This is a genomic window from Zhongshania aliphaticivorans, assembly GCF_902705875.1.
GTDB lineage: Bacteria > Pseudomonadota > Gammaproteobacteria > Pseudomonadales > Spongiibacteraceae > Spongiibacter > Spongiibacter aliphaticivorans_A.
On record NZ_CACSIK010000001.1, the window covers coordinates 1,552,220 to 1,572,275 of the forward strand.

Annotated in this window: 18 protein-coding genes; 17 read left to right on the top strand and 1 reads right to left on the bottom strand. The window is 47.0% G+C overall.

Features of this window, described 5'->3' with window-relative positions:
* Positions 1 to 15: 15 nt before the first annotated feature.
* The 14 genes from truA (at position 16) to AELLOGFF_RS07135 (ending at position 14,577) form a co-directional block, all read left to right on the top strand.
* Positions 16 to 864: a tRNA pseudouridine(38-40) synthase TruA gene (truA, locus tag AELLOGFF_RS07070; protein ID WP_327785476.1), complete on the top strand. Its 849-nt coding sequence runs from the start codon at positions 16 to 18 to the stop codon at positions 862 to 864.
* Between the two features lie 75 nt (positions 865 to 939).
* Complete coding sequence (locus AELLOGFF_RS07075) at positions 940 to 1,575, top strand: phosphoribosylanthranilate isomerase (protein ID WP_159268022.1); 636 nt, start codon at positions 940 to 942, stop codon at positions 1,573 to 1,575.
* Positions 1,576 to 2,799 (top strand): tryptophan synthase subunit beta, encoded by a 1,224-nt coding sequence (gene trpB / locus AELLOGFF_RS07080; protein ID WP_159268024.1) that lies wholly within the window; start codon positions 1,576 to 1,578, stop codon positions 2,797 to 2,799. It abuts the gene before it with no gap.
* Positions 2,800 to 2,811: 12 nt separating this feature from the next.
* Positions 2,812 to 3,621: a tryptophan synthase subunit alpha gene (gene trpA, locus AELLOGFF_RS07085; RefSeq protein ID WP_159268026.1), complete on the top strand. Its 810-nt coding sequence runs from the start codon at positions 2,812 to 2,814 to the stop codon at positions 3,619 to 3,621.
* Between the two features lie 131 nt (positions 3,622 to 3,752).
* Complete coding sequence (gene accD, locus AELLOGFF_RS07090; protein ID WP_159268027.1) at positions 3,753 to 4,625, top strand: acetyl-CoA carboxylase, carboxyltransferase subunit beta; 873 nt, start codon at positions 3,753 to 3,755, stop codon at positions 4,623 to 4,625.
* A 9-nt stretch (positions 4,626 to 4,634) separates the two neighbouring features.
* A complete protein-coding gene (gene folC / locus AELLOGFF_RS07095; protein ID WP_159268029.1) occupies positions 4,635 to 5,939 on the top strand; it encodes a bifunctional tetrahydrofolate synthase/dihydrofolate synthase in 1,305 nt (434 codons plus the stop codon).
* On the top strand, positions 5,936 to 6,568 hold the full coding sequence (locus AELLOGFF_RS07100; RefSeq protein WP_159268031.1) for an SPOR domain-containing protein: 633 nt from the start codon (positions 5,936 to 5,938) through the stop codon (positions 6,566 to 6,568). Before folC ends, AELLOGFF_RS07100 begins: the two co-directional genes overlap by 4 nt.
* A gap of 216 nt (positions 6,569 to 6,784) precedes the next feature.
* The gene (locus tag AELLOGFF_RS07105; RefSeq protein ID WP_159268033.1) at positions 6,785 to 7,309 is read left to right on the top strand and encodes a CvpA family protein; all 525 of its coding nucleotides are present in this window, start codon (positions 6,785 to 6,787) and stop codon (positions 7,307 to 7,309) included.
* 28 nt (positions 7,310 to 7,337) lie between these two features.
* Positions 7,338 to 8,858 (top strand): amidophosphoribosyltransferase, encoded by a 1,521-nt coding sequence (gene purF / locus AELLOGFF_RS07110; protein WP_159268035.1) that lies wholly within the window; start codon positions 7,338 to 7,340, stop codon positions 8,856 to 8,858.
* A 45-nt stretch (positions 8,859 to 8,903) separates the two neighbouring features.
* Complete coding sequence (locus tag AELLOGFF_RS07115) at positions 8,904 to 10,115, top strand: O-succinylhomoserine sulfhydrylase (RefSeq protein ID WP_159268037.1); 1,212 nt, start codon at positions 8,904 to 8,906, stop codon at positions 10,113 to 10,115.
* A 3-nt stretch (positions 10,116 to 10,118) separates the two neighbouring features.
* Positions 10,119 to 11,033: an AAA family ATPase gene (locus tag AELLOGFF_RS07120; protein ID WP_159268039.1), complete on the top strand. Its 915-nt coding sequence runs from the start codon at positions 10,119 to 10,121 to the stop codon at positions 11,031 to 11,033.
* A 2-nt stretch (positions 11,034 to 11,035) separates the two neighbouring features.
* Complete coding sequence (locus tag AELLOGFF_RS07125) at positions 11,036 to 11,989, top strand: DUF58 domain-containing protein (protein WP_159268041.1); 954 nt, start codon at positions 11,036 to 11,038, stop codon at positions 11,987 to 11,989.
* A gap of 30 nt (positions 11,990 to 12,019) precedes the next feature.
* The gene (locus AELLOGFF_RS07130; protein ID WP_159268043.1) at positions 12,020 to 14,011 is read left to right on the top strand and encodes a transglutaminase TgpA family protein; all 1,992 of its coding nucleotides are present in this window, start codon (positions 12,020 to 12,022) and stop codon (positions 14,009 to 14,011) included.
* Positions 14,008 to 14,577 carry a mechanosensitive ion channel domain-containing protein gene (locus AELLOGFF_RS07135; RefSeq protein ID WP_235035740.1) on the top strand — a complete coding sequence of 190 codons (570 nt, stop codon included), beginning with the start codon at positions 14,008 to 14,010 and terminating at the stop codon, positions 14,575 to 14,577. The genes AELLOGFF_RS07130 and AELLOGFF_RS07135 overlap by 4 nt, the downstream gene beginning before the upstream one ends.
* A 10-nt stretch (positions 14,578 to 14,587) precedes the next feature.
* On the opposite strand, the gene AELLOGFF_RS07140 is transcribed toward AELLOGFF_RS07135, so the two are convergent.
* Complete coding sequence (locus AELLOGFF_RS07140; RefSeq protein ID WP_159268045.1) at positions 14,588 to 15,199, bottom strand: TetR/AcrR family transcriptional regulator; 612 nt, start codon at positions 15,197 to 15,199, stop codon at positions 14,588 to 14,590.
* Between the two features lie 137 nt (positions 15,200 to 15,336).
* On the opposite strand from AELLOGFF_RS07140, the gene AELLOGFF_RS07145 reads away from it, so the two are divergent.
* The 3 genes from AELLOGFF_RS07145 to AELLOGFF_RS07155 all read left to right on the top strand — a co-directional run bounded on the left by AELLOGFF_RS07145 (position 15,337) and on the right by AELLOGFF_RS07155 (position 20,056).
* The gene (locus tag AELLOGFF_RS07145; RefSeq protein WP_159268046.1) at positions 15,337 to 16,401 is read left to right on the top strand and encodes an efflux RND transporter periplasmic adaptor subunit; all 1,065 of its coding nucleotides are present in this window, start codon (positions 15,337 to 15,339) and stop codon (positions 16,399 to 16,401) included.
* 18 nt (positions 16,402 to 16,419) lie between these two features.
* Positions 16,420 to 19,476, top strand: a complete 3,057-nt coding sequence (locus AELLOGFF_RS07150) for an efflux RND transporter permease subunit (RefSeq protein ID WP_235035741.1) — start codon at positions 16,420 to 16,422, stop codon at positions 19,474 to 19,476.
* A 223-nt stretch (positions 19,477 to 19,699) separates the two neighbouring features.
* Positions 19,700 to 20,056 carry a YibL family ribosome-associated protein gene (locus tag AELLOGFF_RS07155; protein ID WP_159268048.1) on the top strand — a complete coding sequence of 119 codons (357 nt, stop codon included), beginning with the start codon at positions 19,700 to 19,702 and terminating at the stop codon, positions 20,054 to 20,056.

Below are 20,056 nucleotides of genomic sequence, written 5' to 3' on the forward strand. Positions count from 1 at the left end.
GTTGGCAGAGTATAAGTGATCAATGATGTAATCAATTTTGATCGGTTTGTCGATGAGCCCTTGCAGGCGGGCGCTAGGGTTGCGCTTGCTTTAGAGTATCAAGGCAGTGCTTATCGCGGTTGGCAAAGCCAAGATAAACCCCGCGTAGCAACAGTCCAAGATGAACTTGAAGCAGCAATCTCATCAATTGCGGCTACAGCTGTAACGGTTATTTGTGCTGGACGCACCGATGCAGGTGTCCATGCCACCCATCAATTAGTGCATTTTGATGCACCCGTTGCGCGTTCGCTCAAGGCTTGGGTTGCCGGTGTAAATGCAAAGCTCCCCAAAGATATAGCCGTGCAATGGGCAAAACTTGTCCCCAATGACTTTCATGCTCGCTTTTCTGCAACGGCCCGCCGCTATCGTTACATTATATTGAATCAGGCTCGACGTTCAGCGCACTTGGCCACGGGCTTGACCTTGGTCGATCAGCCGCTCGATGCGGAACTTATGCATCGCGAGGCGCAAGTCCTTCTTGGCGAGCAAGATTTTAGTGCGTTTCGTGCTGCTTCCTGCCAATCGAAAACCGCAATGCGAAATATCCACTTTGCAAACGTAAGTCGTCATGGGCGTTATGTGGTACTGGATATTGGCGGTAATGCTTTCTTGCATCATATGGTGAGAAATATTGCCGGCGTTCTTATTGCTGTGGGTAGTGGGCAAATGCCACAGGGCTGGACGGAAAGTGTCCTAGCAAGCCGTGATAGAAGCCAAGGCGGTGTTACTGCAAAACCCCATGGCTTATATTTGGTTGATGTTACTTACCCTGAGCATTATCAATTACCGGCTTCTCGTATTGGCCCTGATTTTGTTCTGCCTTAACGGCGGCTTATACAGACAGATTATGTACTTATTTGTTAGTATTCGTTTCAGTTAATTTTCTGGCTGTACATCCAAGTGCTTCGAACTCGCGTAAAAATTTGTGGTATCACTCGAATTGAAGATGCAATTGCAGCTATCGATGCGGGAGCGGATGCGCTCGGCTTCGTTTTCTATTCAAAAAGCCCGCGTGCAGTGAGTGTTGAGCAGGCTCAGTCGATTATTGCAGCACTGCCACCCTTTGTGAGTAAAGTGGGTTTATTTGTCAATGAAGACGCTGCGTTTATTCGTAAGCTTCTTGGTTTGTGTTCCCTCGATATACTGCAGTTTCATGGCGACGAGTCTCCAGAGTTTTGTCACTCCTTTACAATGCCGTATATGAAAGCATTGCGGATGCGTGAGGGTATGGATTTACATGTGGCTGCAGAGGAATACTCTACGGCCAGAGCTTTGTTATTAGATAGTTACAAGCCCGGTGTACCGGGGGGGACGGGAGAGTCTTTTGATTGGCACCGTATTCCCAATGATTTAGATATACCTATTGTCTTGGCAGGTGGTTTACGTGTTGACAATGTAGCAGCGGCTATTTCTAGCTGCCATCCCTATGCGCTAGATGTGAGTGGTGGTGTTGAGATGGCTCCGGGCATTAAATGCCCTCAGAAAGTGACAGAATTTATTACAGCGATCAGTGACGCTGATCGACGGGAGGAGTGAGTGAGTAGTAAGGTTGGAAAGGTAGATTATAGCCAGTTCCCAGATGCTTCAGGGCATTTTGATATCTACGGTGGCCGTTTTGTTTCCGAGACGCTAATTTTTGCGCTTGATGAATTGGAAGCCGCCTATCAGCGCTTGAGAACGGACTCAGAATTCCAAGCCGAGTTCGATCACGATTTGGCTCATTACGTGGGGAGACCCTCACCTTTGTATCACGCAAAGCGATGGTCTGATGAAGTTGGTGGTGCACAGATCTACCTAAAACGTGAAGATCTTAATCACACCGGTGCCCACAAAGTAAATAACACGGTTGGCCAAGCCTTACTCGCTAAGTACATGGGCAAAAAGCACGTGATTGCGGAAACCGGTGCTGGTCAGCACGGAGTTGCATCTGCAACAGTTGCCGCGCGGCTGGGTATGACGTGTCAGGTGTTTATGGGTGAAGAGGATATTCATCGTCAAGCATTGAATGTTTACCGCATGAAGTTACTTGGTGCAGAGGTTGTTTCGGTTAAATCGGGCTCGAAAACCCTTAAAGACGCCATGAATGAGGCTATGCGACACTGGGTAACCCACGTAGATGATACGTTTTATATTATTGGTACGGCGGCGGGCCCGCATCCTTACCCAATGTTGGTTCGCGACTTTCAATCTGTTATTGGACGTGAAGCGCGTGAACAATGCTTAAGCCAAAATGGGCGATTACCTGATGCGCTTGTAGCCTGTGTTGGTGGTGGCTCAAATGCGATAGGCCTATTCCATCCCTTTTTAGAAGACGAGTCGGTGGCAATGTATGGCGTTGAAGCGGGTGGCTATGGGGTTGAAACAGGCCGCCATGCTGCACCCTTGAATGATGGTATTCCTGGCATACTACATGGCAATCGTACTTATTTAATGCAGGACGAAGGTGGACAGATTATTGAAACTCACTCTGTCTCCGCAGGTTTAGATTATCCTGGCGTTGGCCCAGAGCACTCATGGTTGAAAGACATTGGTCGTGTCAATTATGTTGCGATTAATGACGATGAGGCGCTGACGGCGTTTCGCAAATTGACCCTTGTTGAGGGCATTATGCCGGCACTGGAATCAGCGCATGCAGTGGCATACGCAGAGAAACTGGCAAAAACCATGAGTCCTGAGCAGAGCATTGTGGTGAACTTGTCAGGCCGTGGTGATAAAGACATTCATACCGTCGCTACTATAGACGGTATTGGCATTGAATAACGGGGAAGTACTTTGAGTCGTTTAGCTGCTGTATTTGCAAAATTAGAGAAAGATGGTCGCAAGGCTCTGGTGCCGTACATTGTTGGTGGCGATCCAGAACTGGCGATAACGGTACCATTAATGCATGAGTTGGTGCGTCAAGGTGCTGATATTCTGGAAATTGGTGTCCCATTTTCAGACCCAATGGCAGAGGGGCCGGTGATTCAGCTGGCGCATGAGAGGGCATTAGCGAATAAAGTGACCTTGTCTATGGTGCTTGAATTGGTTGCTGAGTTTCGCGAGGCTGATCAGTCTACACCGATCGTGCTTATGGGTTATGCCAATCCTATTGAAAGAATGGGTTATCAAGTTTTTGCAGACCGTGCGGCATCGGCAGGTGTTGATGGTCTATTAACAGTCGATATGCCACCGGAAGAGGCTGAGCGGCCCACGGAGATATTGCGAGCTGCGGGCATCGACAATATTTTCTTATTAGCACCAACAAGTAGTGACGAACGAATTAAGAAGATTGTGTCTGTTGCTAGCGGTTATTTGTACTGTGTTTCTCTTAATGGGGTGACCGGAGCGGGTCATTTAGATATTGATGCCGTTTCTGAAAAATTAGCGGGTATTAAAGCTAAGACTAAGTTGCCTGTAACGGTAGGTTTTGGCATAAAAGACGGCGTTTCAGCCGCTGCATTGGCCCCGCTCTGCGAGGGGGTCGTAGTGGGTAGTGCATTAATCGAACGGCTCGTTGGCGGGAGTTCTTCATTGACGAATGCTGAGCGGATAACAGAAGCTGCTGACTTAATCGGTGAAATTAGGTCGGCATTAGACGCCTGATATCCAAGGTGCATTCGCTTGCAATGTTGACACCGCCACTGCTCATTAGTGAGATTATCAGGTAAAGTGGTGCGCTTATTATATTGATGCGCATACGATAAATTTAGTAATAATGACTACAGGAATAGATTATGAGCTGGGTAGATAAGATTCTTCCCTCGGGAGTTCGACGGGTAGATTCTGAAGGACGTCGCGGTGCAAAAGGTGTCGTGCCCGAAGGTCTTTGGAAGAAGTGTGTTAAATGTGAAGCGGTGCTTTATCGCCCTGAGCTAGAGAGTAATCAAGACGTTTGTCCTAAATGTGACCACCATATGCGTATTGGTGCCCGTCGTCGTGTGGCGTTGTTTTTGGACGAAGTGGGGCGCGAAGAAATTTTAAGCGATATCGAGCCAGTTGATAGACTGAAGTTTAAGGATAAGAAAAAATACCGCGATCGTTTAACCGCGGCGCAAAAATCCACCGGTGAGAAAGATGCGCTAATTGCTTATAAAGGCACAGTTAAAGAACTACCGGTTGTTGTGGTTGCCTTTGAATTTAATTTTCATGGCGGTTCCATGGGCTCTGCGGTGGGTGAAAAATTTACTCAGGCGGCTAATGTTGCGTTAAAAGAGCGCTGCCCGCTTATATGTTTTTCCGCCTCCGGTGGTGCGCGCATGCAAGAAGCATTAATTTCTTTGATGCAAATGGCGAAAACTAGCGCGGTATTAGAACGCTTAAAGCAAAATAGTGTGCCGTATGTTTCTGTTATGACCGATCCAATTTACGGTGGTGTATCAGCAAGTTTGGCGTTGCTCGGTGATATCAACGTTGCAGAGCCTGGTGCTCGCGCTGGCTTTGCAGGTCCGAATATCATTGAGCAAACCATACGTCAAAAATTACCACCTGGCTTTCAGCGTAGCGAATTTTTATTGGCCCATGGCGCCATTGATATGATCGTTAGGCGAGCCGATATGCGCGATACGCTTTCAAGGGTGTTGGGCAGTTTGATGCACTATCAGCATTAAACCTAGTTTATGAGGTTTGAACAGCTCGATGATTGGTTGCGTTGGATGGAATGCCAGCATCCACGCAACATTGAACTCGGGCTTGAACGAATTTCGGCTGTTGCTCGACGCATAGATATAGACCTAAGTATGCCGGTGGTTACCGTTGCCGGTACCAATGGTAAAGGCTCCTGTACGGCTTTATTGGCCGCTATATATGCCGCAGAAGGCTATCAAGTTGGCGCATATACCTCACCCCATTTAAATAAATACAATGAGCGAATTGCGATAGATGGTCGTTATGTAGACGATGAGTCCTTGTGTCGAGCATTTGCTGCTATCGATAGCGCACGTGGTGATATCTCACTAACTTATTTTGAATTTGGCACATTGGCGGCATTGCTGATTTTTATGCAGCGTTCGGTCGATATTGTGGTATTGGAAGTAGGGCTTGGCGGGCGTTTAGACGCGGTAAATATTATAGATGCGGATGTGGCCATTATCAGTTCAATAGCCGTCGATCATGAGGCGTGGCTGGGTGCTGACAGAGACGTGATTGGTCGTGAAAAGGCCGGTATTTTTAGAGCGCAGAAAATGGCGGTTATTGGCGATGCGCAGCCACCAGCATCTATACGTGCTTACGGAAAAGAAGTTGGTGCGTCATTGGTATTCAGAGGGGGTGATTTTAACATCACTGAGGCTGAGTCTGCTTGGCAGTGGCGCGGACGCTCTGCCAGTGGCGCTACAATGTGCTATGAAAATTTACCGTATCCCGCTGTACTCATAGATAATGCCGCAACGGTGTTGCAAGCACTGCAATATGTTGGTCTGCCAATTTCTGAACAAGCAATAAAGCAAGGTTTGAGTACCGTTAGTCTTGCTGGCCGGTGTCAACATATTGAGTTCAGAGGAATAGATGTACTATTGGATGTGGCACACAATCCAGCGTCAGTCGTAATTCTTAGGGAACACCTTACAAAGTTTCCTGTTGAGGGTAAGACAGAGTGCCTATTTGCGGTCATGGCCGATAAGGACTTGGCGGAAATGATAAGTACATTAAAGCCTTGTTTTAGTCATTGGAATATCGCGCCATTGGCTGATAATGACCGTGCAGCTACGCCTGATGACATTTTGGCGGCACTACAGGTGCAGGGTGTAGGGTCGAGTTCGACGGCAAGTACGTTTAAAGAAAGTTTAGATGAGGAGTTATCCCGTTTGTCCAAAGGAGATCGCCTCGTTGTGTTTGGTTCTTTTTTCACTGTGGCTGCGGCAGTGACAGAAATAGATGAACTGCTCTGCGCAGAGCAAATCTCAGTGGGGGAGTCTGAATTATGATGAGACAACGGTTGGTAGGTGCTTTAGTGCTGTTGTGTGGCGGCGTTATTCTTTGGTCGTTATTGTTTACCGGACCAGCTGCCTATAAGGTGGATAGAGAGACACAGATTCCTGATGCGCCCTTAGTTGATCCGATTATTAATACTCCGCCGCAAAAACCTAGCGGGGTGATGTCTGCTGATGCAGAAATAGTCCCAGCGCAGCCAAATTTAGTTGTTGCAGATGAAGATAAAAACTTAACGGGCTCTGCTGTTAAGGCTCAGGCGGGGAATATCCCCGATGCACTGGATCGCCCAAAAAGTAAGGCACCGGTATCAAGCCCGAAACCAAAAGTCTCTCAGACAAAAAAGCCAGAGCCTACCGCCAAAAAAATAGATTCAAATGGCCTGCCTCCAGCATGGGTGGTTCAGGTTGGCGTGTTTGGTAGTCAGTCGAACGCAGACGGTTTGAAAAAGTCTCTTCAGAGTGCCGGTTACAAAGCCTTTATAGATGAGATCTCACGCAATGGTAAACCACTTTATCGCGTATTGGTTGGACCTGTGATCAGTAATGAAAAAGCGGTGTCTCAGCAGGCTGCGATAAACCGACGTTTTAATGTGAAATCTATTGTGAATCGATTTGAGCCCTAAGCCGAATCTAAGCTAACAATGCGCTTGGTTTTATGCTGAGCTGTGGGTACACCGGTTTACCGTGCTTGGCTTGCTTAAACCCCGTTTTAGCATCAAATTTTTTATCAATATGAGAAATTATCACGCTGTGAGCTTAATCAATACAAAATCTTACTTGGGCTATAGCGCTGGGCTTGTTAGAATTCGCGTCTTGAATTTCTGCTGGAGCCGATTACGGTGCTGAGCACGTTTAACTGGGCTGATTGGGCTATTATTGCTGTTATTTCGGCTTCGGCGCTGATCAGTCTCATTCGGGGCTTTGTAAAAGAGGCGCTGTCATTACTGAGCTGGGCAGTCGCATTTTTTGTTGCGGTTGCCTTTCACCCTCAAGCGGTCACATTACTCGAATCGCTAGTCGACAAAATATACCTACGCGAGATTCTTGCTTATATTCTCGTGTTTATCATAGCGTTAGTGCTGGGCAGTTTAGTCACCCACATAATTGCCATCATGGTAAAACGAACTGGGCTAAGCGGTACTGATCGCTTGCTCGGTATGATGTTCGGAACTGCGCGCGGCTTAATCGTAGTTTTGGCTGTATTAATATTACTGCCCTCCCTGTTGATGGGGGTAGAAGATGATCAGTGGTGGAAGGACTCCCAGTTGATTCCCGAGTTTCTGTTGATGAAGGAATGGTCTGAGCAGAGCTTTAACGATGTGGTTAACTGGGGCTCTTCTTTACTGTCGAGTCAGCGTAACTAACGTATTTGTCCTAATGAGGTAGTACTGCATGTGTGGCATCGCAGGTATAGTCGCAAAGGCTAATGTGAACCAAGATTTGTACGATGCATTAACGGTGCTACAGCACCGTGGTCAAGATGCCGCCGGTATCGTGACCTTTGAGCATGGCAAACTTAATCAACGCAAAGACAACGGTTTAGTCAAAGATGTTTTTCATACCCGGCATATGCAGCGATTACTGGGTAATATTGGTATTGGCCATGTCCGCTATCCAACGGCGGGTAGCTCTAGCCCCGCATTAGCACAGCCCTTTTATGTTAACTCTCCCTATGGAATAAGCCTTGCGCATAACGGTAATTTGACCAATGCGGCTGAATTATCAAGAGAGTTATTCCAGTCTGATTTACGGCATTTAAATACCGAATCAGATTCGGAAGTTTTGTTAAATGTTTTTGCCCATGAATTGCAAAAGCTCGGTAAATTAGTCCCTGCAGCCGAGGATGTATTTGCTGCAGTGACGGGTGTACACCATCGTTGCAAAGGTGGCTATGCCGTGGTGGCAATGGTTGCCAATTACGGTGTTATTGGCTTTCGTGATCCCAATGGTATTCGTCCACTAGTGTATGGCGTTCGAGAGTCTGCACTGGGAAATGAGTATATGCTGGCGTCAGAAAGCGTCGCCTTAGATGCCCTGGGGTACAAATTAATAGGCGATGTTGCGCCCGGAGAAGCGGTATATATAGAGACCAGTGGTGAAATCCATGTTCGCCAATGCACCGAAGTGGGTGATTATCGACCTTGTATCTTCGAGCATGTTTATTTTGCACGCCCAGATTCAATTATGGACGGCATATCGGTATATAAATCTCGTTTACGTCAAGGCGAGCGTTTAGCGGAAAAAATTCTGCGTGACCACCCTGATCACGATATTGATGTCATTGTGCCTATCCCCGACTCTAGCCGTATTGCTGCCCAGTCTATGGCGGCAAAGCTCGGTGTAAAATTCCGCGAAGGTTTAGTTAAGAATCGCTATATTGGCCGGACATTTATCATGCCGGGTCAGAGCGCACGTAAAAAATCCGTAAAACAAAAGCTCAATGCCATTGGTTTAGAGTTTAAGGATAAAAACGTGATGCTGGTGGACGATTCAATTGTTCGTGGAACCACCTGTAAGCAGATTATTGAAATGGCTAGAGATGCGGGTGCTCGCAAAGTGTATTTTGCCTCTGCAGCGCCGCCAGTGCGTTACCCGAATGTATATGGCATTGATATGCCGTCGGCCAATGAGCTCATTGCTCATGGTCGCACACCTCAAGAAGTACAAGACGAAATCGGCGCTGATTGGTTGCTGTACCAAGATTTGGATGATTTGATTAGTTGTTCGTCTGAAGGGAACCCCAAAATCACCAATTTTGAATGCTCGGTATTCAATGGCAATTATGTAACGGGTGATGTTGATCAAGCCTATTTGAATAAGCTTGAAGCAGATCGTAATGATGACTCTCAGAATGAGCGTAATGCGGTCATAGGTGAGGGTGCATTGATTGGCCTGCATAACGACGTATCATAAAAAACAGGATAGTAGTGAGCTAACGACGGCTGTAAGAGAGGGAACATGACCGAGCAAGAATATTTAGCTCAGCGGCAGTCGGTATTGGCTGAGGCAGAACTTGATACTCGCGCTGTTAGAGCGGGGCAAGTACGCACAGCAGAAGGCGAACACGCAGAACCTATTTTTATGACATCGAGCTATGTCTTCGCTTCTGCGTCTGAGGCGGCGGCACGTTTTTCCGGTGCGCAAGCGGGTAATGTGTACTCGCGTTATACCAATCCCACGGTCAGAACTTTTGAAGAGCGTATAGCGGCGCTCGAAGGCGCTGAAATGGGGGTTGCTACCGCCTCTGGGATGGCAGCAATTTTGAGCACCTGTATTGCCCTCTTGCAGACGGGTGATCATGTTGTTTGCTCGCGAAGTGTGTTTGGCACTACAACCGTTTTGCTGACGAAGTATTTAGCTAAGCTGGGCATCTCAACAACATTTGTTTCTCCTGTTCAGTTATCGCAATGGCAAAGAGCTATTACTCCTAATACCAAATTACTGCTGCTAGAAACACCATCAAACCCCTTGTCAGAAATTGCAGATATCCGCGCTTTGGCTGATATCGCTCATCAGCACAATTGCTTGTTAGTGGTTGATAATTGCTTCTGTACGCCGGCATTACAGCAACCTTTAGCATTAGGGGCTGATATTGTTGTGCACTCTGCGACAAAATATTTGGACGGGCAGGGCCGCAGTGTGGGCGGTGCCGTTGTTGGTCGTGTTGAACAAATGAATGAAGTCCTAAGCTTTATTCGTACCGCGGGGCCAAGTATGAGCCCCTTTAATGCTTGGGTATTTTTGAAAGGCTTGGAAACTCTGCGCCTCAGGATGTTGGCTCATAGTGCTAGCGCTTTAACATTGGCGACTTGGTTGCAAGAGCAAACCGCCGTGGTGAAAGTGCATTACGCGGGCTTAATAGATCACCCTCAACATGCATTGGCAGCGTCACAACAAAAAGCCTTTGGTGGTGTGTTATCTTTTGAAGTGGGTGAGAGTCAGGAGGATGCGTGGCAATTTATTGATGCGACTCGTTTGATGTCAATTACCGCAAACTTGGGCGACGCAAAAACCACCATTGTGCATCCGGCCACAACTACTCACGGACGCCTCACTCCAGAGCAGCGTCTTGAGGCTGGTATTACTGATAACCTTATTCGAGTGTCGGTAGGGCTAGAAGATGTAGAAGACTTACGCAAAGATTTGCAACGTGGTTTGAGCGCGGTATAAATAATGACTATTTATGCGCAAATCATCGAAGAAATCTCTCAAGTCGTACTAGGTAAGGATCGGCAAATACGACAAGCGCTTTGCTGTTTGTTAGCGCGTGGGCATTTGTTAATTGAAGATGTTCCAGGGGTTGGCAAAACAACCCTGTCGCAAGCTTTTGCTAAGGTGACGGGCTTAGACTATCAGCGGATGCAATTCACCAGTGATCTGTTACCCTCTGATATTCTTGGTGTGTCGATTTTTGATCGCAATACCAATGCTTTCCATTTTCACCCCGGTCCGGTTTTTACTCAGTTTTTGCTAGTTGATGAAATTAACCGAGCTAGCCCAAAAACGCAGAGTGCGTTGTTGGAAGCAATGGCGGAAAAGCAGGTAACGGTAGAGGGCGAAACTCGCCACTTACCCCAACCATTTTTTGTTATGGCAACACAAAACCCTTGGTTTCAATCTGGTACGTTTCCGTTGCCAGAATCGCAATTAGATCGCTTCTTAATGACAATCTCACTTGGCTATCCTGATGAGGTATCTGAGCGTCGCTTGCTTGCAGGTGGCGATCCTCGCGCGGTTATCGATGAGCTTCGAGCCTTATTGAATACGGAAAAAATTATTGGCCTACAAGCCAAGGTTGATGAAATTACGGTTCGTGATAGTGTTTTGTCCTATGTGCAGCGAATCATTGCATTTACTCGACAAGATTCGCACTATGCATTTGGTTTATCTACCCGCGCGGCCTTAGCGTTAATTCAAGCTGCAAAAGCCTGGGCCATGATAGAGGGGAGAGACCATGTGTTACCAGATGACATCCAGCTCTTGCTTGAGCCGGTAGCCGCCCACCGTTTGAAACCTGCTGCCGATAATCACGATAATGGTCCTGATTTGATAAAGCGGCTGCTGTCGCAGGTGCCGGTAGTGGTGTAACCATGGTGAGCAAACTGCAAGCGTTTGTTCGTCGTCGATTTAATATCTGGCTAGAAAGGCGCAGCCCACCTTGCGCTCAATTAATACTAAACCAACGTCGTATATTTATTATTCCATCCCGGGTTGGTGGCGGCTATTTCATTATGTTGTTTGGTCTGCTAATGCTGGCGATCAATTATCAAAATAACCTAATCTTTGCGATTACCTTTTGGCTCTTCAGTATTTTCCTTGTTGTCATTCTTCATACCTACGCCAATTTATCTGGCATTATCTTACGTGCGGGTGCAGCTGAGCCGGTCTTTGCAGGTCAACGAGCGGCTTTTCATTTGCACTTGGACGCAGGCAAGCGCGATAGACACCGTTTATACCTAGGCTTTGCTGAACAACAGCAAGAAGTTTGCAGCGTGAATGCGAATGAGGGGGCGACCACGGTTATATTGACGTTTCCAGCTTCCAAGCGAGGTGTAATGCATCCAAGCCGAATGACAGTAACAACGCGTTATCCATTGGGAATATTGCGTTGTTGGGCCGCACCTAAACTAGATTGGCACTGCGTTGTTTATCCTCAGCCAAAAATGTTGCGGCCGTTAATCAATCGGGCCGCAGACGGTGAGGGTGGGGTGGATAGCTTTTCCCGTGATAGAGATGAATTTAGTGGTTTTCAACGCTATCAGCCGGGGCAATCACCTAGCCGAATATTTTGGAAAGCGTATGCTAAGGGGCAGCCATTACAAACGAAGCAGTTTGAGCAATCACAGGCAGATGAATTGGTTTTGGATTGGAATGAACTTGAGGGCTTGGGAGTGGAGGACCGGCTGAGTACGTTGTGCGCTTGGGCTCTGGATTGTAATAAGCGCGGCCTAGCGTTTGGTTTGCAGCTCCCAGGGCTTAAAGTCGCAGCGGCTAGTGGTGGTGATCAATTAAGCCGAGTACTCCGCTCGTTGGCCATGTATTAATATGCGCTTCTTTTTAACGATATGAATATTGTGACCGCGGCTGAAAATCGTCATGCAGTGATTTGGTTATTACTTGCCCAGCTGTGCGCAATATTGCCTTTGATTGCGGTGTTGCCGCCGTGGGTCGTGCTGGTGTGGTTGGGGGCCGCATGGTGGTATTGGCGTATTTTGTCGGCGGGGAGGTCTTACCCAAACCCTTTGCTTAAGGCTGCACTTGCACTGGTTGCTGTGGCGGGTGTGTATCTGTCGTTTTCGTCGCTGCTGGCTTTAGAGGCGATGGTTGCCATTCTCGTTCTCGCATTGATCCTGAAACTATTAGAACTTAAAACCGAGCGCGATCACTGGCTAATCTTGATGCTTAGTTACTTTGTTGTCGCCTGCGGATTATTGTTGTCACAGCAGATAATCGATGTTGCTTTGGCGCTTATTCAGCTTGCCATGCTGTTAATGGCCCAACAGGCGATGAGCCGCGATAAAACCAGGCCGGGCATTATGCTGCGAAAGATTGCCGTCATTGCCTTGCAATCGCTACCTTTAATGCTCATGTTGTTTGTGATTTTCCCCCGTATTGGCCCTTTGTGGACCATGCCTCTGCCTGGAGGGCAGGGAGTGACGGGAATGTCTGATTCTCTTGAGTTTGGAGATATTGCGAAGTTAAGCCAGTCTGGCGATTTGGCGTTTAGGGTTAGGTTTGATGGCGAGCCGCCAAACACTGAGTTGTTATATTGGCGGGGTCTTGTATTAGACGAGTTTGATGGGCGCCGTTGGAGCCGAAACAGTTGGCCTGCACGGGACAAAACTAAGGCACCTTTAGTGGAGGAGCCCAGCATTAACTATACCGTTACCCTTGAGTCAGGTATGCATGAATGGCTTTATGTACTGCCTTTGGGCAAGGTGGAAAATAGATCCGATGTATATTACACCCATCAGCATCAGTGGTTGAGTCGTCGCGGGATTAACGGACGAGTCGAATATCGTGCAGAAAGCAATTACTCCTCGGTACTTATGGATGATCGTGGGGCTGACAAACAAAATTTACGCTTGGTGGGTGCGTCGAAAAACCCGCAAGCATCTGCTTTGGCAAAAACGTGGCTACAGGAATATTCAAATCCCAGTGAGCGAGTGGCGGCGGCAATGCGTTATTTTGAGACGACACCGTTCGAATACACCCTAACGCCAGCAGTCTTGGGTGATAACAATGTAGATGATTTTTTGTTTAATACTCGACAGGGCTATTGCGAGCATTTTGCTGGTAGCTTTGTTTATCTTATGCGAGCAGCCGGTGTGCCTGCGAGGATTGTTGTCGGGTATCAAGGTGGAGAACTCAATGAGCGGGAAGGCTATCTCTTGGTTCACCAGTCTGATGCGCATGCTTGGGCAGAGGTTTGGTTTGAAGATCGTGGCTGGGTGAGGATTGATCCAACAGCAACGGTTGCGCCATCGCGGATAAGTTTGGGGGCAGAGGCTTTATTGAGTCGTCAGCGAGGTTATCTAAATGATTCGCCCATGTCGTTACGTCGTTATGAATGGGCAAAGCAATTTCGTTATTTCGTCGATAATATAAATTACGCATGGGCGCGCTGGGTGTTAAATTTTGATAGTGATATTCAAAATAGTTTTTTACGTGGCTTGTTAGGACAAATAAACCCTCAGCGAATGTTAATTGCGGTGATGTTGGTGGGCGGCCTGCCTCTGGTTGTGGCAGCATTCTTTAGTTTGCGCCTTCCTGCAAAGCGGGGAGAAGATTTAGCAGCGCGTTACTATTTGTACAGCTGCAGAGCGTTAGCACGAAGAGGTATAGATCGCGCAGAGGGTGAAACCCCAGAGGATTTTTTAGCTAGAGTTGCTGTCGAGCAACCGTGTTGGGCGCAGTGGTTTACGTTACAAACACAATTGTTTACTCGCTGTAGTTATTTGCCGGTAGACAGTGAGAGTTACAAATACAATTTACTGCAATTGAAACAATTACAACGTCCACGAAAGTGGATGCAACAAAGTGCTGACGAGGAGTTGCGAGATTGATTACTAAGGTTGTAATAGCGATTTGTTCTCTCGCGTTGTTGTTTTATTTTAATCGAATCGTTACTGGTGTGCTGATTACGTTTGCCGACAAAAATAAGGTGTCAGCGCTTCGCTTGGGTTATGTGCGAAAAGCGGTAAATATCGGTTTTTTGTTGTCAGGCTTAATCTTAATTTGTTTCTTTTTTGGCCTAGGTTTTCAGCAAGTATTTATATTTCTTTCTTCGTTTCTGGCCGTGCTGGGTATTGCCTTGGTGGCTCAGTGGTCCATTCTCAGTAATATTACTGCAGGTGTGATCATTTTTTTTGCATTTCCGTATCGTATTGGTGATCGTATTAAAGTGGTTGATAAAGATGATGATATTACCGGACAAATTGTCGAGATCGCTTTATTTCATGTTCTTATTCGACGCGATGATGGTAGTACGGTGACCTATCCCAATAGCATTATTTTGCAAAAAGCCGTTATTAAGTCGCCTCAGTTGAGTAGTAAGTCAGCTGTTGCTGAGGTAAATGAATCCTCTATAAACGCTGAAGTTGACGTGATTGCTAAAAAAGAAACCCCGTAATATGAAGTCACTAACAGCGGTAAGCTTTATAAAAAAGTTGTGCGCATTGTGTAGCATATTGCTTTAGTTCTTCAGTTGACTTTGATTGCGGTAAGCCGATTAAACTTTGAAATTGTGTTTCACAAACTATCATAGACATTAATTGGGCTGCCGCGGTATCGATATTTTCAATGCATAAAATACCTAGCTTACTCTGTTCTTCGAGATAGACTCTGAGTTGACGGCGAATTTTTCCGGGGCCGGCTTCCCAGAATAGTTTGCTCACTTCTGATTGTCCTGCGCCGCTGATGCAAGCCCTAAACATGCCAATGGCATCTTCGCTAATCAGCAAAGAAGACAGTTGTTGGCTGAATAAACTCAGGTATTCTTCGCAGCCCATTGGTTGTTTGATTTTATTTGGTGCAAGGTCATATTCCTCACATTTGCAATCAATTGCGGCGGTAAACAGTAATTGCTTATTGCCAAAGTGGCTGTATACGGTTTGCTTTGAAACGCCAGCCGATTTGGCAATCTGTTCCATGCTGACTTTTTCGAAGCCATCAGTAATAAAGAGGGCTCCTGCGGCATCAATAATTTGGCTGCGCTTTTCTTCGCTTTTGCTACGTACGCGTTTTTCTTCCACTTTCGTGTCTACCTTTTTATGCATAACACTGCTGGGTTATTGCCAATATGTAATGCTAATTTATCTAAAATAGACTAGACAGTCCAGTTTAGTTTATCTATATTCGTGTCAATCTACAGCAGATCGAGTATTTGGCAATGCAATCAACTTTTGTTCAATCGGTAATTTTGGTGATGATGTTGTTTTCGCCATCTTTATTAGCTGAGGTGACTCTTCAGCGGGTTAGTACTACCGTGATTGAGCGTTTACCAGCCTACGAGGCTCAGCGCTTATTTGCTGGTCGAGTCATTGGTAGCCAGCGAGCAGATATTGGTTTTGAATTGGCTGGTAAGGTTGCAGAGGTGACAGTTGAGGATGGTCAGCAAGTCAATGCTGGAGAAGTACTTGCACGGCTTGATACACGATCTTTAGTCATTGAAAAGGCTGAGTTAATTGCAGCGCAGAGTGAAGTGACAGCTCGACTTGAACAATTAGAAAAAGACGTCATTCGCTTCCGAAATTTACGTGAGAGTGGTTATGTATCGGTTGGCCAACTTGATGAATTAATATCTCGTCGCAGTGCGGCTGCCGCCCAGTTGTCACAAGTTGATGCTCGGCTTAAAGGCGTGGCATTGCGAATGAAAAAATCACAAATGACTGCGCCATTTAGCGGTGAAGTCTCTACACAGCAAGTGGAAGAGGGCGTATTGGTTAGTGCTGGGCAAGCGTTAATGCAAGTGGTTGTTACTGGAAATAACGAGGCGGTATTTGGTATTTCTGACCGCTTGGGCAGGAACCTAGTCTATGGCCAGCCTTTATCGATATCCGGTGATTTTGGTGTTTGGCCGGTTTCAGTCATTTCAGTGGCGCAAAATTTGGATTGGCGCACCCAAACTCGTACGGTGAGAGTTCAACTTCCACCAGAAGCGCCCGCCGTTGATGGCAATACAACCTATTTACATTTACCCGAGAAACGGGATGTCTCTGGCTTTTGGGTGCCTTTGACTGCACTGCTTGAGGATGTCCGAGGAACATGGGCAGTTTACGGACTCGCAGCAGTCGACGATGGCAGCTACCAGCTGCGCAAGCGATCGGTTCAGCCGGTCTATCAATATCAGGGTCGAGTCTATGTGGACGGGGAATTACAAACGGGTGATCGTATTGTGACAGCCGGACTTCATCGTTTATCGCCTGGGCTGCATGTCAGCTTAATGGCCGAGTAATCCGCTATGATTTCTAAAATGCTGACTAACCCCCGAATGGTTGCACTGCTATTTGCACTTATCCTTGTTGCCGGCCTTGCTGCGGTAGCTAGCTTACCGCGCCTTGAAGACCCCCATATAGTTAATCGTCACGCAATTTTAGTGACTCCATTCCCCGGAGCCAGTGCAGAGCGCGTAGAAAGTTTAATTGCCGAACCCCTAGAAACGGCGATTCGCACAGTGCCCGAGGTATACCACATTACCGCCCATTCTAGCGGTGGTGTTTCAGTGATTGTGGTGCAGCTGGACGATTCTGTTAATCAGGAAGATGGCGATCAGTTGTGGGCCGAAATAAGGGATAAAATTCAACAAACAGCGAGTCAGCTTCCGGAAGGTGCCGGCGAACCGTATTTGGATACAACCAGAAACTATGCGTTTACGTGGATTGGGGCTTTGGCTTGGCAAGGCACTGGGCCTTCAGATTTATTGCGTTTGGGGCGCTATTCAGACGAGTTAGCCAGTAGATTAAGAAACCTTTCTGGCACCGATATCGTTAAGGTTGTCGGGGCGCCAGTTGAAGAAATACAGGTGAAAGTAGACCCGGTCAAGGCAACGGCAGTTGGATTGGATGTGCCTAAGATTGCGGGGCTTTTGGGAGTCAGCGATGCAAAAACGGCTGCCGGCGAACTCAATAATGATAAGCAGCGTATTTCTGTTGAATTAGTGGGTGGGTTTGACGCTGTTGAACGCATTCGTCGCACGCCTTTGCTGACCTTAGCTAATGGTGGTTCATTGCAGTTACAGGATGTTGCTCATGTGTATCACGGCGAGCCGGATACGCCTAGCGATATTGCGATTGTCAGCGGCGAGCGCGCGGTGGTGATCGGATCTCGTATGCTGCCAGACATGCGAGGAGATCGCTGGACCGAGGTGTTGCAAAAGGAGGTGGCTGATTTTGTGGCCACCTTACCTGATGAGATTGTATTGCAAGAACTCTTTGTACAAGAAGATTACAACGAGGTTCGTTTAAGCGGTTTAATTAATAATATTTTGCTGGGTTTTTTCTTTATTTTTACCATTTTGTTGGTGACGCTAGGTTGGCGTTCTGCGGCGATAGTTGCCGTATCCCTACCTTTGACGATGTTGTTTTCGATGGCGTGTATGCGCATGACGAATATGCCTATACATCAAATGTCAGTTACGGGGCTTATCGTGGCCCTAGGGATTATGGTAGATAACGCTATTGTGGTCGCTGATACCGTCATGCGTTATCGCCGCGGAGGTTTCTCTGCTGTTGCAGCGGCAACCAAAACTTTACGCCATTTATGGGTCCCTCTGTTAGGTTCCACATTAACCACCGTTTTGACCTTTATGCCGGTTGTACTTATGCCCGGGCCTGCAGGTGAATTTATCGGCCCATTAGGACGAGCAGTTATTTTTTCTTTGCTTGGCTCATGGCTTATTTCTCTCTTTATTATTGCGCCGGTTGCGGGGAAATGGTTGTCCAACAATCAAGTGAGTGGTGTTGGTGCGCCGCGTTTGAACTATTGGTTTCGCCGTTTTCTGGCGTGGGTGTTGTTACGTCCTCGGCGCTTTATGTTGGCGGCATGTGTATTGCCGGTAACGGGATTTATCGCTATTCAAAGTTTACCCGAGCAGTTTTTTCCGCCCTCAGACCGGGACATGATTAACCTTGAGCTATATCTACCCGCTGGTAGCAGTATTGAGCATACGCGACGGGCTACTGAGAAAATAACCGAAATTATCAATACCCACCCAGAAGTGACTTCTATTCATTGGTTTATTGGGCGTAATGCCGTGTCGTTTTATTACAACCTTATGGACTCTAAAGATGGCGCGTCAAATTATGCACAAACGATGATGAAAATGAAGGACTTTAGTCACGCGAATCGCTTGATAAGCATCTTGCAGCAGGAATTAGACGAGGCTTTTCCGAATTATCAAATTATTGTGCGTCGACTAGCACAAGGACCACCGTCAAATGCGCCTGTTGAGCTGCGGTTATACGGTAGTAGTTTGCCCCGTTTAAAAATGATGGGCGATGAGTTGCGGCGTATCGCACAGGAAACTGATGACGTAATTCATGTTCGAGACTCCTTAGGTGAAGTTGTGCCTAAACTTTGGATTGATATTGATGAGAGTGAAGCGCAGCGGAGTCAAATTGGCCTGAAAGATCTTTCAGCGTTGCTGGCAACGAATATCGATGGGGTGGTGAGTGGCAGCATGTTGGATGGTACTGAACAGCTGCCTATACGGGTATCTGGAGCGGGTGTAAAAGAAACAAGTATTGATAGGCTCATGTCGTTTCCGCTCGCATTACCAACGGGAGCGCGGCCGCTATCTGCCTTGGCCGATGTTGAATTAAAGCCTGCACAGGCGAAAATCTCTCGTCGTGATGGGCGACGGGTTAATATGATAGATGTATTTATTAGAGACGGAGTTCTTCCTGCACAAGTACTTACTCGTCTTAAGGCGAGGATTGCAGAGGAGGGGTTCACCGTGCCTGCAGGTTATACATTAGAGATTGGTGGCGAATCAGAAAGCCGCAATGAGGCCGTTGGTAATTTAATGGGCAGTGTTGGTATTATCGTGGTTTTGCTTGTTGTCACCGTCGTGATGGCATTTGATTCTTTCCGTCTTTCTGCATTGGTATTTGCTGTTGCTATCCAATCTGCTGGTATGGGCATGCTGAGTCTGTGGATTGCTCAGTACCCATTTGGTTTTACCGCCATCATCGGTTTGATGGGGTTGATGGGGCTGGCGGTTAATGCGGCGATTGTTATTTTAACAGAGCTTAAATCATCGCCCTTGGCCATGGCGGGTGATCAGGCCGAAATTGTGAATGTAGTGTCGGTGTGTACTAAGCATATTAGTTCTACCACCATCACCACTGTGGCGGGGTTGATACCTTTAATCTTGTCGGGAGGGGGATTTTGGCCTCCCTTTGCCGTGGTGCTGGCCGGTGGTACGGTCTTAACGACAGTACTGTCATTGTTTTTTGTACCTGCTGCATTTTTAGTGCTTAGAAAGCCCTATGTGCTCAAGTATTTACCACAGAGAAAAACTGCGGTTTAAACTTGTAAGGCTTGAAATATTAACCCCCCCCCCTTTTTTGATTACCTGGAAATCGGGTAGCGAGTGTTTCTTGATGATTCAGTTAGTTAAATGAAGAAACGGCCGCTTTGTTAGCACAATGGGGTACTGCTTTATCGCCGTAAGCTCGCTGCTTATTGTTATACTGCATCTAAGATGGGGTATGACAATGGTCCCCGCAGTGTACCCTTGGGGAGAGTAATTAATGAATTTAAATAAAGATATTCAACAATTAAATAATAAGCTGGATTTACTTCGTCGCAAGTTGGACGATGCCAAGGCTGCTGACAATCAAGCGCTGATTCTGCAATTTAAACGTGAGTTGGCGGCAATTAATAAAAAGATTGCCAGTATTAAGGGTATGCAGAGCCGCAAAAATTTAGCTCAAGCCGAGCAATTGTTGACCTTGGGATTTCAACGGCCTTTAACAAAAGTCGAGCAGGCTGACATGGGTGCGTTTAAAAAGTCGGTCCGGGGGCTTGTTGTTGTGCACCCGTTGACTGCGCTAGGCAAGGAAATGGGTATTTCTGAAGTGACAGGTTACGCGCCGAAACCGTTTTAA

What these genes read in the sequence shown, in the direction of transcription:
- accD (WP_159268027.1), top strand. Translation starts at nt 3,753, where the DNA reads ATGAGCTGGGTAGATAAGATTCTTCCCTCGGGAGTTCGACGGGTAGAT.
- folC (WP_159268029.1), top strand. Translation starts at nt 4,635, where the DNA reads ATGAGGTTTGAACAGCTCGATGATTGGTTGCGTTGGATGGAATGCCAG.
- AELLOGFF_RS07100 (WP_159268031.1), top strand. Translation starts at nt 5,936, where the DNA reads ATGATGAGACAACGGTTGGTAGGTGCTTTAGTGCTGTTGTGTGGCGGC.
- purF (WP_159268035.1), top strand. Translation starts at nt 7,338, where the DNA reads ATGTGTGGCATCGCAGGTATAGTCGCAAAGGCTAATGTGAACCAAGAT.
- AELLOGFF_RS07115 (WP_159268037.1), top strand. Translation starts at nt 8,904, where the DNA reads ATGACCGAGCAAGAATATTTAGCTCAGCGGCAGTCGGTATTGGCTGAG.
- AELLOGFF_RS07120 (WP_159268039.1), top strand. Translation starts at nt 10,119, where the DNA reads ATGACTATTTATGCGCAAATCATCGAAGAAATCTCTCAAGTCGTACTA.
- AELLOGFF_RS07125 (WP_159268041.1), top strand. Translation starts at nt 11,036, where the DNA reads ATGGTGAGCAAACTGCAAGCGTTTGTTCGTCGTCGATTTAATATCTGG.
- AELLOGFF_RS07145 (WP_159268046.1), top strand. Translation starts at nt 15,337, where the DNA reads ATGCAATCAACTTTTGTTCAATCGGTAATTTTGGTGATGATGTTGTTT.
- AELLOGFF_RS07150 (WP_235035741.1), top strand. Translation starts at nt 16,420, where the DNA reads ATGCTGACTAACCCCCGAATGGTTGCACTGCTATTTGCACTTATCCTT.
- AELLOGFF_RS07155 (WP_159268048.1), top strand. Translation starts at nt 19,700, where the DNA reads ATGAATTTAAATAAAGATATTCAACAATTAAATAATAAGCTGGATTTA.